Source organism: Sphaerisporangium sp. B11E5 (assembly GCF_039871875.1).
Lineage (GTDB): Bacteria > Actinomycetota > Actinomycetes > Streptosporangiales > Streptosporangiaceae > Sphaerisporangium.
Genome location: NZ_JBDPMD010000007.1, coordinates 186,841 through 203,155, shown reverse-complemented (window position 1 = coordinate 203,155; position 16,315 = coordinate 186,841). Strand labels below are relative to the sequence as shown.

The window sequence follows — 16,315 nt, the reverse complement described above, 5'->3', positions numbered from 1 at the left end:
GTACCATAGGCTCCGCTTGAGCTAAGTTACCCATCTCATGTCGGTTCCTGGGGGAAAGGCAAGGTCAATGAGGGAAAACCCCCTCGTCCTGCACGTGCTCGGCGCCCGGCCGAACTTCGTCAAGGCGGCCCCTGTCGTGCGCGGTCTCGGCGAGCTCGGGATCCGTCAGGGCATCGTGCACACCGGACAGCACTACGACGCCCTCATGTCCGACGTCTTCTTCGCCGACCTCGGCCTGCCCGAGCCCGTCGCCAACCTCGGTGTGGGCTCCGGCACGCACGCCCGCCAGACGGCCGCCCTGCTCACCGGCCTCGAGGACGTGGTCTCCGAGCACCGCCCGGACCTCGTGGTGGTGTACGGCGACGTCAACTCCACGCTCGCGGCGATCCTGGTCTGCGCCAAGATGCACGTGCCGACCGCCCACGTCGAGGCGGGCCTGCGGTCCTTCGACCGCGAGATGCCCGAGGAGGTCAACCGCGTCGTCACCGACGCGCTCGCCGACATCCTGCTGGTGACCAGCCCGGACGGCCTGTCCCACCTCGCCTCCGAGGGCGTCGCGCCCGGCAAGGTCCACCTGGTGGGCAACCCCATGATCGACAGCCTGTTCTCCGCGTTGCCCAAGCTGGACCCGGCCCCGGTGCGCGAGCGCCTCGGCCTGCCCGAGCGGTACGCCGTCGCCACCCTGCACCGCCCGGCCAACGTGGACGACCCCGCGTCGGCCCGTGAGCTGGTGGACGGCGTGCTGGCGGTGGCCGAGCAGGTGCCCGTCGTCGTGCCGCTGCACCCCCGGGGCCGCACCCGCCTGGCCGAGGCGGGCCTGGTGACCGGCGGCAACCTGAGCATCATCGACCCGCTCGGGTACGTCGAGTTCCTCTCCCTGGTGCGCGGCGCCGCGCTGGTCGTCACCGACTCCGGCGGCGTGCAGGAGGAGACCACCATGCTCGGCGTGCCGTGCCTGACCGTGCGGCCCAACACCGAGCGCCCGATCACCATCACGCACGGGACCAACCGCCTGGTCACCCCGCGCACCCTGCCCGCCGAGGCGTCCAAGGCGCTGGCCGACGGCGCGGCCACCCCGACCGGGGAGCTGCCGCCGCTGTGGGACGGCAAGGCCGGGCCGCGCATCGCCCGCGTCATCGAGGCGTGGCTGCGGGGCGACAACCTCTCGCCCGCGTCGCAGGGTGTGCCCCCCGAGGACTCCTGACCTCCCGCCCGGGGCTACGATCTGGGCATTTAGCCGGAAACCACCACTTTCACCCGGTGATAGTCGTACGATCGGACATCCCGCGACAGGCAGTCCGACGCTGAGGGAGCAAGGCGCACCATGGCCCCAAGTGACCAGAACAAGCCGGACGAACCACGCTTCCAGCGGCTCGGCGCGGCCAACTGGCTCCCCGAGGAGCGCAAGGCCGTCGAGCGCTACGAGGACCGCATCCGCGAGCTGGAGCGCCGCCTCGCCACCGCCGAGGCCCGGGCCGACTACGCCCAGTGGCAGCTCGCCGCCACCAAGGCGCAGCGCCCCTACCGCCTCAGCACCGTGCTCGCCGGCGCCCGCCGCCCGGCCGGGCTGGTGCGCCTGCCGCGCGACCTGTCCCGGGCCATCAAGCCCGGCAAGGCCCCGAAGGCCCCGCCGACCGTCGCCGCAAGCAGCCTGACCATCGACGCCACGCTCGCGCACGCCCCCGAGGTGCGGATCCCGCACCTGCAGTGGCCGTCCGGCCCGGTGAACCGGCCGGACCTGAAGGTCGCGGTCATCCTGGACGACTTCTCGCGGCTGGCGTTCCGCTACGAGTGGGAGCAGATCGAGTTCGGGCTCACCGACTGGCGGGAGATCTTCGCGGCCACGCGACCGGACGTGCTGTTCTGCGAGTCGGCCTGGCACGGCAACCAGGGCCGCTGGCGCTACCAGATGACCGGCACCAACGCCCCCAAGCAGGAACTGCGCGACCTCGTGGCCTGGTGCCGCGAGGAGGGCATCCCCACGGTCTTCTGGAACAAGGAGGACCCGCCCAACTTCGACTTCTTCATCGACACCGCCAAGCTGTTCGACCACGTCTACACGTGCGACGGCGACATGGTGCCGAAGTACCGCGAGATCCTCGGGCACGACCGCGTCGGCGTGCTGCAGTTCGCGGCGCAGCCCCGGGTGCACAACCCCGTGCAGACCAAGCAGGGCCGCACCTACGACGTGGTTTTCGCGGGCATGTACTTCCGCGACAAGCACCCCGAGCGGCGCGAGCAGATGGAGACGGTCATCGCGCCCGCCCGGGAGCTCGGCCTGCACATCTTCGCCCGCAACGACAAGGCGGGCGACAAGTACGCCTGGCCCGCCGAGTACCGCCCGCACATCGTGGGCGAGCTGCCGTACGAGCAGATGCTGGCCGCGTACAAGATGTACAAGGTCTTCCTCAACGTGAACTCGGTCATCGACTCGCCCACCATGTGCGCCAGGCGGGTGTTCGAGCTGTCGGCCTGTTCCACCACCGTGCTCTCGGGCTGGTCGCGGGCCATCGAGGAGACCTTCGGGCCGCTCATCCCGGTCGCGCACACGCAGGAGGAGGCCTACAACCAGGCCCTCTACCTCATCAACAGCCCGGAGCTGCGGGCCAGGCAGGGGCACCTCGCCATGCGCGAGGTGTTCGACAAGCACCTGTTCACGCACCGGGTGGACCAGATCCTCACCGACCTCGGCCGCCCGGTCACCGTGCGGTCCAAGAGCGTGTCGATCGTGCTGCCCACCAACCGGGCGGGCCAGCTCGAACACGCCATCGCCCAGGTCGCCCGGCAGCGGCACCGCGACCTCGAACTCGTCCTCGTGCTGCACGGCCTGGACATCGACCCGGCCGTCGTGCGCGACAAGGCCCTCGCCGCCGGCATCCCGGCGGTCACCGTGCTGACCGCCGATCCGGCGCTGACGCTCGGCGAGGTGCTGAACCTCGGCATCGCCCGCGCGGAGGGCGACTACATCGCCAAGATGGACGACGACAACCTCTACGGCGAGCACTACCTGTCGGACCTGCTGCGCGCCTTCGACTACTCCGAGGCCGAGATGACCGGCAAGGGCGCCCACTACACGTACTTCCCCGCCGCCGACACCACGGTGATCCGCCTGCCCGGCCTCGAGCACCGCTACGCCCACCTGGTGCAGGGCGCCACCATCCTCGCCAAGGCCGACCTGCTGCGCGCGTACGCGTTCGACCCGGTCAACGCAGGCGAGGACACCCGCCTGGTGCGCCGCTGCAAGGAGGACGGCGTGCGCATCTACTCGGCCGACCGCTTCAACTTCGTCTACATGCGCGGCGCCGACGCCTCCGCCCACACCTGGAAGGCCCAGGACTACAAGCTCACCCGCAACGCCCAGTTCAGCTTCGTCGGCCACCCCGAGCAGCACGTGATGATCTGATCGAACGACACGTCATAGAAATACCGACGGAAGGCGTGTCAAGCAGCAGCGACCTGCTCCCTCGTCAGATCCAGTTCAGCTACACACAGCGGGTGATCAGAGGACGTGGGAACCGTGGCGACAGTCACTAGTCGCGCTCCTCCGAACAGGACATCATCCACTTGACCTTCGGTTATGGCCGACTCCATGGGAACCGCAAGGCGTCCGAGAACGAGGCTGCGTTGGTCAGTGTTGAAGTCTCCAGCGACGACTACAACATCATCCTTGCACCGGCTCACCTCGTCTGCCAGGTGATCCCACACGACCGAAAATTCGGGTTCCTCCGCGCACCGCTGAAACCGGTGAAAGGGAAACATGTGCACCGAAGCTAGAGTGATTCCGCAACCACCCAGGGTGATCCTCGCCATCACGGTGCCCTTATCGAAGCTGTGCATTTCGTCGGAGACCAGCCCAGGGTTGGGGAGCACGGCTCGCGTTATCTCCCCGAGGGGGAACCGACTTGCGACGACCACACCGGATCGTCCGCCCGGCCGCACGTAGGACGGCGACAAGCTGTGTCCTGCCACGTGTGAGAGCTGGGTCTCGCTAAGCAGGGGTCCGAACAGAGGCGAAACCTCAGATCTACCCAGGAACGGAACCTCCTGCAAAGCAAGCATGTCGAGCCTTTGTTCCCGCACGATGCGGACTATCTCCGGGAGAGTGTCTTCGCCGGAGCCGAGCGCGATCGCTTCGTTGACGTTCCAGGTTCCGATCCGGACATGCGCCGGGACGACCACGCGATCAGTTTCGGCACGCTCCACCAACTTCATGACGATGTAGGCCCGCTTCCCCCAGTGCTGCGTGGAGCACCCCTGCTGTGACCGCCCCCGACTACCCAAGGACCGTCCTTTGATGCATGACAACCCGCGCGCCGAGGTCGAAGCGGATGCGCATGTCTTGGCCGAAGCTCCGCTCAAGGCAAGGCGAGGGTCATCCGGCGCTGTGACGTTACGCAGGCGGCACACGATACCGGAAGGTACGTGATGTCCAATCGCCTACTGTGAGGTGACATGCCCCAGAAGCGCCCGATCGAGCCCCTAGACCCCGCAGTCAGTCTGCGGAATGCCGAGAAATGGCTTCGCTCGGTCTACAAACGCACCTCGGACGGCGCAATGGGGTGGGGACATCACGAGAACGAGGATCCCACGGAGTGGGGCGGGACACTTGACGGCATCCGAGGGATGACCGCTATTGGGGAGCCCGCCAACTCCTCCGACTTGGCGGACGCTGCGAAATGGCTGAAGAGTAGACAAAGGCCAGACGGAGGGTTCCCCGCGCGCGAGCTCGAGTACTCGGCCAGCGAAGCGACAGCATGGGTAGTGATCGCCTTCCACGGCATGGGATGGAACACGAGCAACGACACATGCGTACGTCGAGCTGTGGCTTACCTACACCAGTGCGTGGATCAGGAAGGTGCGGCGGCCACCACCCCGGCGGACGTGGGACGTCCCAGAACCTTTCCCACCGCCCTGGCACTGTGGGCCTTCGCACTACAGCCGGACACCGAACACATGTGCGCGAAAATGATCTCTCGCCTACACAAGATGCAAGATCCAGAGACCCGGGGATGGGGAGTAAGCTTTGGGGCAGCGCCCAATGCCGCGACAACTGCGCAGGTCCTGTATGCCCTTAGCGTGGCTCAGGGACGTTCCGACGCCGACTGGGTACGGGCCGGAGCGGCCTACCTTCTCGAACGCCAAAAACCTGACGGTGACTGGGGGAACAGCCACGACGAGTGGTTCCCAGTAGAGCGTCCCCGCATCCCGTCTCGTTGTATTCACTATGGCACTGCTTGGGCTCTACTCGCACTGACTCGGTTCGCCGAAGACACCGAGTGTCAAGCAGCAGCAGAAAGAGCTGTACGCTACCTTCTCCGCCGCCAGCAGACGTCGGGCGCGTGGTTGTTCGAGGAATACGATCCCGTAGAGTTCGTCTGGTGCACCACTCAGGTCATGGTTGCCTTGGTCGAGTGGAACAAGGTGCGAAGAGCCAGTCTGGGCACCGCAACGGGGACTGACGTACGTGGTGCCGCCGGGCGAATCGTACGCGATATCGCATCCTGGACACGTGACTCCTTTCTGTACCTAGCCGTCGGAGGCCTGGCGGTCGCTCAGTTCTGGGATCACATCAGGTCAGCCTTAACAGAGGTGACCAGCTTCCTCCACCTGGATGGCGCCGGCATCTGGACCAATCTAGTAAGTACCGTGATCTGGTCAGGTCTGGTGCTGCTCGCCGGCTGGGTAGTGAAACGCATCTCCCACTCCACGGGTCGTTCGAACGACAAAAAGGCGTAAATATCACAAACTTCTCCATTTCGGTGTGCATCTAATCGCCCATCATCACCGTCCTCAAATGGGGATGCCCTTGGTTAATCGGCCCGGGTCTGCAAGAATCGACGTAGCAACGTAGCAACATCCCTTAGTTACGGCCCGACACGTCGAGATGGCCATGGAGCCAGCATGAGGAGCTGGTGCGTCGTAGTGCTGCGCCACCCGCATCCCGGTGTGCTCGATGAGACAACAAAGAGCACACACCGCGAAGAGCCGGAAAGGTGAGCCGTGAGTCACTACGTATTTTCGGAGCCCAGTGACTGGAATTTTGACAAACTCGGTCATCGCGGGAAGCTTTTTCACGCTAACTCGAGCGTGGTGCGCAGCAGTTACCTCATCGTAGAGATAGACGGACATCTTCCAACCGTGCTCAGGCAGCACGAGTGCGATTTCGTCTACTATATCCTTGAGGGTACAGGAATATTCGCTGTCGAAGGGCGAACAGAACGCTGCGTGCAAGGCGATCTCGTCACAGTGCCAGCAGGATCGCGCTTCACCTATGGCGGAACGCTTCGCATGCTATTGACCTCAACGCCACCGTGGACGGCTGATCAAGAGGAGCTAATAGAGTTTTCCGGCAGTTCAGCATGTAATGAGGCGGCTGGAAGTGACTCAAGTTCCTCGCATTCCGAACCTCGGAACATCATTTGAGCTATCCGACGCACCGCACTAAAGCCTGAAGCTTATCCACGATTTCAGCGCCCTCGAGGTGCCGCAGAGATCTACGGCTAGGCATTGCCATCCCCTTCGGGACAAATACGCTGGAGAACGTGCGTCGCACCAGGCCGCGGACCACGATGGTCGCCACTAGCGGAGCCCCCTCAGGCGAGGCTAGTACCCGGTGGCATGCCTCGTGGTTCAAGCTATACGACGACCCAGCCATCACGGTGCCATCGAAGACGACGTCGAGCCGATCGGCACCCGTGTGAGCAAATTGGTAGTCACCGAATTTCCCTCCGGCAGGCATGCTAGAACTGTAGCGATCATAATCCTCTCCGCAGGGCAGCGAGCTTAGCATCTGGAACCGCAGCGAGCCCACGATAACTCGCGAACTGAAGTCCCATGCGTGGTTATGGATGCTCTCGTCGGACGGCACTCCCTCCCACCAGAGATGAATCCGTACCTCAGGGCCCGCTGGATCCCGATAGAGCGATATTCGGTCGAACCCATTGGGGTGAGCATAGGAACGCGCGGCAACCGCCTCGACCAAAGTCCGATCCTTACTCAGCGACTTCACTATGCCGGCTAGTGATCCGCGACTGCCAAGTTCTGCCACCACTGCCGGATCGATATGTTGATCAACAGGGTCCAGGATACTTCTGAGCCGATTGAACGCATCACTACTCATCTGGCTCTCTTGAGGCAAGGGATGCTTCCGTCGCCGTAAAGATTACGGGCGCAACCACATCACCTCAAGCCAGTTCAGGCCCTCAGATCCATGGAATGACAAAATCAAGCCCTTTGGGAAGCATCCTTAAACCCGAAATACCTCTCATCCCTATTACGGACACCCGATCAAGAGTGGCGCACACCGACCAGTGGCCACATCCCGCGTCTGGCACCCATCACCGACCGGTAGCCCCACGTTCACCCTGAACAGGCATGTTGTCACCGTCTGTTGCCTATCTAGGTACAGACAGTATCAATCAGGGATGAATGGGAATCTATGCCGATAGATGCTGGTTGCTGGGTCCGGGAATGCGTGCACATTGAGGAGATCGCCACGTGACGACGACAGCCACATCGAAAAGTGTCGGGCTGCGATCGGAACGGGGTCCGGTGCTCGCCGCCGTGATGCTCTGTACCGGGCTGGTCGCCCTGGACAGCACGATCATCGCGACGGCGGTGCCGTCGGTGGTGACCGATCTCGGGGGGTTCTCGCAGTTCCCCTGGCTGTTCTCGATCTACCTGCTCACCCAGGCGGTCACCGTGCCGCTGTACGGCAAGCTCGCCGACCTGTTCGGGCGCAAGCCGGTGATGTTCTTCGGGATCGCGGTGTTCCTGCTCGGCTCGGTGTTGTGCGGGCTCGCGTGGAGCATGCCGGCGCTCATCGTGTTCCGGGCGCTGCAGGGCATCGGCGCGGGGGCCGTGCAGCCGATGAGCATCACCATCATCGGGGACATGTACTCCGTCGAGGAGCGGGCCAGGGTGCAGGGGTACGTCGCCAGCGTCTGGGGGATCTCGGCCGTCGTCGGGCCCGCGCTCGGCGGGCTGTTCTCCGACTTCCTGACCTGGCGCTGGATCTTCTTCATCAACGTGCCGCTCGGCGCGCTCGCGGCCTGGGTGCTCGCCCGGCGGTTCAAGGAGAAGGTGGGCCAGAGCACCCACAAGATCGACTACCTGGGGGCGGCGCTGCTCGTCTCCGGCTCGTCCCTGCTCATCCTCGGCCTGCTCGAAGGCGGCGTGGCCTGGGACTGGCTCTCGGCGCCGAGCCTGCTGATCTTCGCCGCCGGGCTGGTGCTGGTCACGGCGTTCGTGCAGGTGGAACGCCGGGCCACCGAGCCGATCCTGCCGCTGTGGGTGTTCCGCCGCCGCGTCCTCGTCGGCGGCAACCTGGTCGCGCTGAGCGTGGGTGCCCTGATGATCGGCCTGAGCTCGTACGTGCCCACCTACACCGAGGGCGTGCTCGGCACCGGCGCGCTGCTCGCGGGCTTCGCCCTGGCCGCGCTGACCGTCGGCTGGCCGCTCGCCGCCACCCTGTCCGGCCGGATCTACATGCGCATCGGCTTCCGCGACACCGCCCTGATCGGCTCGGGTGTCGTCGTCGCGGGCGCCGTCCTGTGCACCCTGCTCACCGAGCGCGCGCTGGTGTGGCAGGTCGCCGCCGCGTGCTTCGTGGTCGGGGTGGGCCTCGGCCTGTCCTCCAGCCCCACCATGGTCGCCATCCAGTCGGTCGTGGGCTGGGACCGCCGCGGCGTGGTCACCGCCACCAACATGTTCTGCCGCTCCCTCGGCAGCGCCGTCGGCGCCGCCGTCATGGGCGCCATCTCCAACGCCACCCTCTCCGACCGCTTCCTCCACCCGCCCGCGGCCCTCGCCGGCAAGCTCCCCTCCTCACTGGACGCCACCAGCCTCGTCCTCGGCACCCAGGGCTCCGCCGCCCAGAGCCCCACCGCCGCCTACATCCGCAGAGCCCTCTCCGACGCCACCCACCACGTCTTCCTGTCCCTGCTGGTGGTCGCCGCCCTCGCGGTCGTCGCCCTCCTCCTCATGCCCCGCCGCACCGAGGAACTGACCTTCGACTGAGCGCGGAGCTCCTCCGCGTCCGAAGGCGGACAACGGCTCGGTGTACGGCACGTTGCGTTGCACCGTTCGCGTCACGATCGGCACGATCGCCTTACGCTGCTGGACGGATGGAGGGACGACATGACCGAGAGCAATCTGGAGCCATCCGGCCCGGAGGTCGTGACACCCCTGCACTACGAGCCGAACCCTAAGCACAAGCCAATGCCCAGCCCCGGACGACATGGCTCGATTTGCCCGGCGAACGCGAACGGCCCCGCCTTACTCGCCCAAAGGACTCTTGACGGAAGGAAGCGCTACGCGACAGATGGGCAGCAGGCCTTTCTGCGCCCAGCAACACGCGGAGGGCAGGTGGCACGGGTATCCGATCGGCTGGGAAGAGGTGCCGGCGCATGTGATCTCCGCGTGGGTGGCCGGTGAACAGGTCGATCGTAGAACGGTGCGTCGAGCCAGAAAGCGTCGTGAGCTATGACCATCATCTGGGAAAGGTTCTCCGGGAGAACCGACGCCTTCGCTTTCAAGATGACCTTCATGCCCGATCCGGACGCGGGTGCAGGGGCGACTCCGGAGGAGTCGGCATCTTGGGGTTCGTTCCAGATATGGACGTATGGTCAGAACCTGTCCGCCCACGTCAGCCAGGGTGAGTACGTACCCGCGACCCACTGGTATCTCCTACCGCTCCTGGAATGGCTGGCGGAGAACTGGAATCCTCTGTTCCACGAAGAGCGGCTTCCCAATCGAAATCAGGACGAGCCTGCCGCCACGGCGCTGATCTATACGCGTAACGCCCCAGCACTCATCGGCGAGGCGGAAACCGTCGCGTGGGAGGAGGAGTGGTTCGAGTGGTACCAACGTCACGCTCTCCGCTCGGCGCGTGACGGCGGACTCTTCCCGCATGTGGTCGTTCGCCGATTCAGAGATTTGGTGGAGGTGAGTTGGGATGATGAACCTCTTGCAGGCTCACCCCCGGGTTACCGGCACAGTTCCGCCAGAGGCGTGGCTTATTTCTCCCCCGAGGTCGTCGCTTCCCCCCTCTACGAGGTCCTGCGCGAGGCGGCGCGATTCCTGCTCTCACTGTGTCCGGAGAGCAAACGACTGGTGAAGCTGAGCCAGCAGGTCGACGAACTCACTCTTCCCGGCCAGCACAACACCCGGCTGGACTGGCTTGCCGGACTCCGGGCACTTCCTCCTTTGCGGAGCCGACTCCAAGGAAATCTTCCCGAGGCCGAGATGCGTTCACGCTGGGAGGAGATCGTCTCAGAGCTGAGAAACCAGGGGAACAGCGAGGGCGCTGACGCGGCATTGGCGGTGGAGCAATCAAGCCTGGTGATCTCAGGCTCCTGCCAGGCGGCCCTGCTCTTCAGCTCCACGTCCCCTACGGTCACCAGAGATGACGTGCACACACTGGCAGCGATTCTCGTCTCCCAATATACGAAGAACATCGTCACCGCAGCCTTGGAGGAGCTGAGTGAGCAGACCGTTCCCGACCCATCGCTGCCGGCTTGGGAACAGGGTTACGAACTGGCAGAACAAGTGCACTCGCAACTCGGAGACAGGTTCGCGGAGGGCTGGGTAGATGTGGCGGGGGTCCTTGAGGAGCTACAGGTCACCCTTCTTTCGGCAAGACTGCACGACGACAACATCAGGGCCTGCTCCCTCGTCGGCCCGCATCACCGACCGACCGTGATCCACAACGAGGCGTCGCCCTATCAGACCGCTACCGCCAAGCGGTTCAGCATGGCTCACGAGTTGTGCCATCTGTTGTTCGACAGATCACGGGGCCGGAGACTAGCCATCGCCAGCGGCCCGTGGGCACCCAAGATCATCGAACGCCGGGCGAACGCATTCGCGGCGATGTTCTTGATGCCTACAAGGCTGGTGCAGGCGGCACGCGCGGACAGCCCGGATCCCATACACGATCTTGAGGGCATCACCACTTTCGCGGGACGGTTGCGGGTAAGCCGTCATGCCGCCATCGAACATCTTTACAACCTCACACTTATGAGTGAATTCGATCGAGACATGTTGCTGAGACAGGTGCGTGACTGACACACCGATCTGCCGGAGGACGCGACATCACCCACCGGCGCGAGCCAGGCGGGCGCGTTGCGGGACCACGGTGTACTTCGGGTCGGTGGCGGAGGCGCTGCCGGCGGCGAAGATGCCGAAGCGGGTGCAGGCCGCGGCGGCCATCAGGGCGGCGCCGGACAGGGCGGTGGCGGGGCGGCTGCGGGTGGACAGGACGGCGGCCGCGGCGCCGGTGACGGCGAGGATCTCGCCGGCGCGGATGAGCATGCCGGCGCGGCCTCGGTGGTAGGGCTCGGCGACCATGCCCATGCGGTGGCGCATCAGGCGGCCCGCGAGCACTTCCAGTGCGGCGCCGAAGACGGCGGCGCGGCGGGCGGGGGCGGTCTCCGCCGGTGGTGCGGCGATCAGGGCGGCGCCGGCCGCGGTGGTGGCGGCGGAACCCGCGAACAGGAACGGCATCTCACGGTGGCCCTCGTGCCAGGCGGGCACGGCGGTGTCGCTGATCAGGACGGCCGTGTACGTCGTCACGGCGGGGCCGAGCGCGGCCGAGCCGTAGCAGGCGGCCTTGCCGAGCAGCGGGAGACGGCCGGTGAGGTCGGCGTACGCGCTCAGGGCCACCAGGGGGGCGTACCCGGCGAGTAGCCAGGACCCGACGCTCATCGGCGAGGTCGGCTTGAACACCCGCAGCATGTGCAGGAAACGGCCGGGACGGCCGAGGTCCTCCACCAGCGCGGCCAACGACAGGGTGATCCCGGTGAGCGCCGCGACCTTCCCCGCGCGGGCCAGCCCCGGCCGGCCGGTGGCCTGGCCCCCGGCGGCGAACACCGACGAGGCGCCGGCGAGCCCCCCGAGGTACAGGTAGCCGCCGATGTTCAGCGGACGCCACGTCGGCGCCTTCAGCACCGGCCGCCCGTAGTAGGACGCGAACCCCTCCGGCCGCGTGCCCGTCGCGCCCATGGCCGTACCGGCCGTCCTCATCGTGCTCATGTGACGTTCCCTCGCGCGGTCTGTCAGTGGTCCGCCGGCCGCCGGAGGGCACGGAGGCCGCTCAGGACGAGGCGACGTGCAGGGATGCCGTCCAGCACCGGGCGGCGGGCCCGGAGGAGACGGTGGTCGAGCAGGCCGCCCCGGACGGGGCGGCGGGCTCGGAGGGCGGGCAGGGCGCCGGCGGCGAAGGACGCGGCGACGCCGGCGGCCAGCGTGAGCGTGGCCGCCGCCATGCACCGCCACATGCGGGGCAGGTCGCGGGTGGTGTCCTTCGGCGCGGGCGGCAGGCCGTACACCTCGGGGTCGTCGAGCAGCAGGAAGAAGGCGCCGTTGCCGCGCACCCCGTCGGCGGGGTCGTGGCCGTACAGGCGGGCCTCGGTGACGCCGTCCTCGCGCAGGCGCCGCACCCGGGCCTCGGCGCGTTCCAGCAGCTCGTCCAGCGGGCCGAACTGGATGGACTCGGTGGGACACGCCTTGGCGCACGCCGGGGTGAGGCCGTCCACCTGGCGGTCGTGGCACAGCGTGCACTTCCAGGCCAGGCCGTCGTCCTCCCGCTTGCCGATCACGCCGTACGGGCAGGCGGACACGCAGTAGCCGCAGCCGTTGCACACGTCGGGCTGCACGACCACGCTGCCGAACTCGGTGCGCAGCAGCGACCCGGTGGGGCAGACGTTCAGGCAGGCCGCGTCGGTGCAGTGCTTGCAGACGTCCGACGCCATCAGCCAGCGCAGGTCCCCGTCGGCCCGCTGCTCGACGAACGCCACGTGCCGCCAGGTGGACGCCGACAGCTCCACGGTGTTGTCGAACGACATGCCGGTGAACCCGGACGGCTGGTCCGCCGGGAGCCGGTTCCACTCCTTGCAGGCGACCTCGCACGCCTTGCAGCCGATGCAGACAGAGGTGTCGGTGAAGAACCCCATGCGCGGAGGGTGCGCGGTGTACCCGGTCTCCCCCTGCACCTCCGGCAGACCCGTCGTGGTCATCGCGGCACCTCCGACTCGGTCCGTACCGCGCGCCTGGCCGTGGTGGTCTCGACGGGATCCTCGGGCAGCCCCGCCCTGCGGCGGAACGTCTGCGTCAGGCGCAGCCGCCCCGGCCCGCGCGGGCGCCGTCCCGGCTGGATGTCGGCGGTGTACGCCTTGACCTCCTGGATGTCGGCGTTCGGGTCGAGCACGATGGCGCTCAGCTCGTTGGCCGCGTCGCCGGCGGCGCGGCCGTTCGGGCCGAAGTGGAACGGCAGCCCGATCTGGTGCACCACCATGCCGTCCAGCCGCAGCGGCGGCATGCGGTCGGTGACGAGCACCCGGGCCTCGATGGCCCCGCGCGCCGTGATCACCGTGGCCCAGCCGCCGTGCTGGAGCAGCCGCTCCTCGGCCAGTTCCGGCGAGACCTCGCAGAACATCTCCGGCTGCAGCTCCGACAGGTAGGGCAGCCAGCGGCTCATGCCGCCCGCGGTGAAGTGCTCGGTGAGCCGGTAGGTCGTGACGACGTACGGGTACACCTCGCTGCCCGCCGGGTGGTAACGGTTGCCCGGCCGGTCGTACAGCAGCCGCGCCGGGTTGTGCGGCTGCGTGGGGTACAGCGGGTTGCCCATCGGGGAGTCCTGCGGCTCGTAGTGCGTGGGCAGCGGCCCGTCGAGCAGCCCGGCGGGTGCGAACAGCCAGCCCTTGCCGTCGCCCTGCATGATGAACGCGTCGATGCCCGACAACGCGGCCACGCCCACCGCGTCGGGGTCCGGCCGGTGGCCGGGCGGCAGGTCCTCCACGAAGTCCGGCACGTCGTGGCCGGTCCACCGGCGGCGCGCCGCGTCCCACCAGACGTACGCCTTGCGCTCGCTCCACGGCACACCGGTCGGGTCGGCCGAGGCGCGGTTGTACAGCGCGCGGCGGTTCAGCGGCCAGGCCCAGCCCCAGTCGGCCGACACCCAGCTCTGCTCGGTGTGCGGGGTGCGGCGGGCCGCCTGGTTGACCCCGCCGGCGTACACCCCGCAGTAGATCCAGCAGCCGCAGGACGTGGAGCCGTCCCCGCGCAGCCCGGCGTACCCGTCGAGCAGGCGGCCGTCAGGCCCGTACCCGTTGATCTCCCTGAGCACCGCGGCGGCGCTCGGCTCCCGCAGCTCCCCCTCCTCGGGGTAGTGCCAGGCGAGGTCGAGGAACGCCCGGTCCCGCGGCTCCGTGGAGCCTTCGAGGCGCTGCCGGATCAGGCGGTGCAGGTGGTGGACGAACCACAGGTCGCTGCGCCGGTCGCCGGCCGGCTCGACGGCCGCGTCGTGCCACTGCAGCACCCGGTTGGTGTTGGTGAACGTGCCGTTCTTCTCGGTGTGCGCGGCGGCGGGGAAGAAGAACACCTCGGTGGGGATGTCCCGCGTGCGCAGCTCGCCGCTCTCGATCTCCGGGCCGTCCTGCCACCAGGTGGCCGACTCGATGAGCGAGAAGTCCCGCACCACCAGCCAGTCCAGCTTCGCCATGCCGAGCCGCTGCATGCGGGCGCCGGCCGAGCCGACCGCCGGGTTCTCGCCGAACAGGAAGTACCCCTTGCTCGCGCCGTCGAGCTGCGCCATCACCGTGTCGTAGGTGCTGTGCGAGCCGGTCAGCCGCGGCAGGTGGCCGAAGCAGAAGTCGTTGTCCTGTGTGGCCGCGTTGCCGTAGTACGCCTTGAGCAGGCTCACCACGTACGAGCGGGCCTCGGCCCAGAAGCCTTTCTGCGTGGAGATGATGCCGAGGAACGTCTCCAGGTCCTCGTCGGTGTGCGCGTGCGGCATCGGGATGTAGCCGGGCAGCAGGTTGTAGAGGGTCGGGATGTCGCTCGATCCCTGGATGCTGGCGTGGCCGCGCAGCGCCATGATGCCGCCGCCGGGGCGGCCGATGTTGCCGAGCAGGAGCTGCAGGATGCTCGCGGCGCGGATGTACTGGGTGCCCACGGTGTGCTGCGTCCATCCGACGGCGTACGCGAACGCGCTGGTGCGCTCGCGCCCGGAGTTCTCGGTCAGCGCGTCGCAGACCTGGCGGAACAGCTCCGGCGGCACACCGCAGACGCGTTCGACCATCTCCGGGGTGTACCTGGCGTAGTGCCGCTTGAGGATCTGGTAGACACAGCGCGGGTCGCCGAGCGTCTCGTCGCGGAGCATGTCCGGCTCGACCGGCGCCCCGCCCGAGCCGTGCGCCTCGCTCCTGCCGGGGGTGTGGTACTCCGGCAGCCGCGTCCGGCGCCCGGAGGCCGCCTGCACCGGCGGGCACTTGTAGTGCCAGCTCGACGGGTCGTAGCGCCGGTTCACCGGGTCGAAGCCGGAGAACACGCCGTCGAGGTCCTCGGTGTCCCTGAAGTCGTCGCGGACGATCGCGGCGGCGTTGGTGTACGCCAGCACGTACTCACGGAAGTCCTTGCCCTCCGACAACACGTGGTTGATGATCCCGCCGAGGAACGCGATGTCGCTGCCCGCGCGGATCGGCACGTACAGGTCGGCCATGGCGCTGGTGCGGCTGAAGCGCGGGTCCACGTGGATGATCTTCGCGCCGCGCAGCTTGGCCTCCATCACCCACTGGAAGCCGACCGGGTGCGCCTCGGCGAAGTTGGAGCCCTCGATGACGACGCAGTCGGAGTGCTGCAGGTCCTGCATGAACGTGGTCGAGCCGCCGCGGCCGAACGACGTGCCGAGGCCGGTGACCGTCGAGCTGTGGCAGACCCGGGCCTGGTTCTCCACCTGCACCACGCCGAGGCCGGTCATCAGCTTCTTGATGAGGTAGTTCTCCTCGTTGTCCAGCGTCGCCCCGCCGAGGGAGGCGATGCCGAGCGTGCGGGCCACGCGTCTGCCCTCGCACTCCTCCTGCCAGGTGGTGGCGCGGGTGCGCACCACGCGCTCGGCGACCATCGCCATCGCGGTGTCCAGGTCCAGGGGCTGCCAGCGGGTGCCGTACGGCGCGCGGTACAGCACCGTCGACTCGCGGGCGCTCCCGGTGGTGAGCTGCAGGGTCGCCGAGCCCTTGGGGCACAGCCGGCCTCTGCTGATCGGCGAGTCCGGGTCGCCCTCGATCTGCACGACCTCGTCACCGGTGACGTAGACGTTCTGCGCGCAGCCCACGGCGCAGTAGGGGCAGACGGACTTCACCACACGGTCCGCCGCGGTCACCCGTGAGCGCAGCGTCTCGGTCTGCGGCGACCGCACGGCGGCGCCGAGGCCCAGCCGGTCCCGGCCGAGCACCTGCCGCACCACCGGCCACCGCCGGATGCCGGACCCGCCTGCACCGCCGGTCCCGCCCGGCTCGCCCGTTCGACCCGTCCGGCCCAT

Annotated in this window: 8 protein-coding genes; 4 read left to right on the top strand and 4 right to left on the bottom strand. The window is 67.5% G+C overall.

Features of this window, described 5'->3' with window-relative positions:
• Positions 1-67 precede the first annotated feature (67 nt).
• Positions 68-1,204 (top strand): UDP-N-acetylglucosamine 2-epimerase (non-hydrolyzing), encoded by a 1,137-nt coding sequence (gene wecB / locus ABGB17_RS10030; protein ID WP_347627730.1) that lies wholly within the window; start codon positions 68-70, stop codon positions 1,202-1,204.
• 120 nt (positions 1,205-1,324) lie between these two features.
• Positions 1,325-3,403, top strand: a complete 2,079-nt coding sequence (locus ABGB17_RS10025) for a glycosyltransferase (RefSeq protein ID WP_347627728.1) — start codon at positions 1,325-1,327, stop codon at positions 3,401-3,403.
• A gap of 38 nt (positions 3,404-3,441) precedes the next feature.
• Here the strand turns inward: ABGB17_RS10025 and ABGB17_RS10020 are convergent, their stop codons facing one another.
• On the bottom strand, positions 3,442-4,212 hold the full coding sequence (locus tag ABGB17_RS10020) for an endonuclease/exonuclease/phosphatase family protein (RefSeq protein WP_347627726.1): 771 nt from the start codon (positions 4,210-4,212) through the stop codon (positions 3,442-3,444).
• Between the two features lie 3,285 nt (positions 4,213-7,497).
• On the opposite strand from ABGB17_RS10020, the gene ABGB17_RS10015 reads away from it, so the two are divergent.
• Both ABGB17_RS10015 and ABGB17_RS10010 read left to right on the top strand, forming a co-directional pair.
• Positions 7,498-9,018, top strand: coding sequence for an MDR family MFS transporter (locus ABGB17_RS10015; RefSeq protein ID WP_347627724.1), 1,521 nt, complete (start codon positions 7,498-7,500; stop codon positions 9,016-9,018).
• 465 nt (positions 9,019-9,483) lie between these two features.
• Positions 9,484-11,064, top strand: a complete 1,581-nt coding sequence (locus ABGB17_RS10010) for an ImmA/IrrE family metallo-endopeptidase (protein WP_347627722.1) — start codon at positions 9,484-9,486, stop codon at positions 11,062-11,064.
• Between the two features lie 27 nt (positions 11,065-11,091).
• Here ABGB17_RS10010 and nrfD read toward each other — a convergent pair whose 3' ends face one another.
• The 3 genes from nrfD to fdh are packed head-to-tail and all read right to left on the bottom strand — an operon-like array spanning position 11,092 to position 16,315.
• The gene (gene nrfD, locus ABGB17_RS10005) at positions 11,092-12,030 is read right to left on the bottom strand and encodes an NrfD/PsrC family molybdoenzyme membrane anchor subunit (protein WP_347627720.1); all 939 of its coding nucleotides are present in this window, start codon (positions 12,028-12,030) and stop codon (positions 11,092-11,094) included.
• A gap of 23 nt (positions 12,031-12,053) precedes the next feature.
• Positions 12,054-13,013, bottom strand: coding sequence for a 4Fe-4S dicluster domain-containing protein (locus ABGB17_RS10000; RefSeq protein WP_347627718.1), 960 nt, complete (start codon positions 13,011-13,013; stop codon positions 12,054-12,056).
• A complete protein-coding gene (gene fdh / locus ABGB17_RS09995) occupies positions 13,010-16,315 on the bottom strand; it encodes a formate dehydrogenase (protein WP_347627715.1) in 3,306 nt (1,101 codons plus the stop codon). The genes ABGB17_RS10000 and fdh overlap by 4 nt, the downstream gene beginning before the upstream one ends.

Excerpts from the sequence above, each read along its gene's own strand:
- wecB (WP_347627730.1), top strand. The coding sequence starts at position 68 with ATGAGGGAAAACCCCCTCGTCCTGCACGTGCTCGGCGCCCGGCCGAAC.
- ABGB17_RS10025 (WP_347627728.1), top strand. The coding sequence starts at position 1,325 with ATGGCCCCAAGTGACCAGAACAAGCCGGACGAACCACGCTTCCAGCGG.
- ABGB17_RS10020 (WP_347627726.1), bottom strand. The coding sequence starts at position 4,212 with ATGAAGTTGGTGGAGCGTGCCGAAACTGATCGCGTGGTCGTCCCGGCG.
- ABGB17_RS10010 (WP_347627722.1), top strand. The coding sequence starts at position 9,484 with ATGACCATCATCTGGGAAAGGTTCTCCGGGAGAACCGACGCCTTCGCT.
- nrfD (WP_347627720.1), bottom strand. The coding sequence starts at position 12,030 with ATGAGCACGATGAGGACGGCCGGTACGGCCATGGGCGCGACGGGCACG.
- ABGB17_RS10000 (WP_347627718.1), bottom strand. The coding sequence starts at position 13,013 with ATGACCACGACGGGTCTGCCGGAGGTGCAGGGGGAGACCGGGTACACC.
- fdh (WP_347627715.1), bottom strand. The coding sequence starts at position 16,315 with ATGGGCCGGACGGGTCGAACGGGCGAGCCGGGCGGGACCGGCGGTGCA.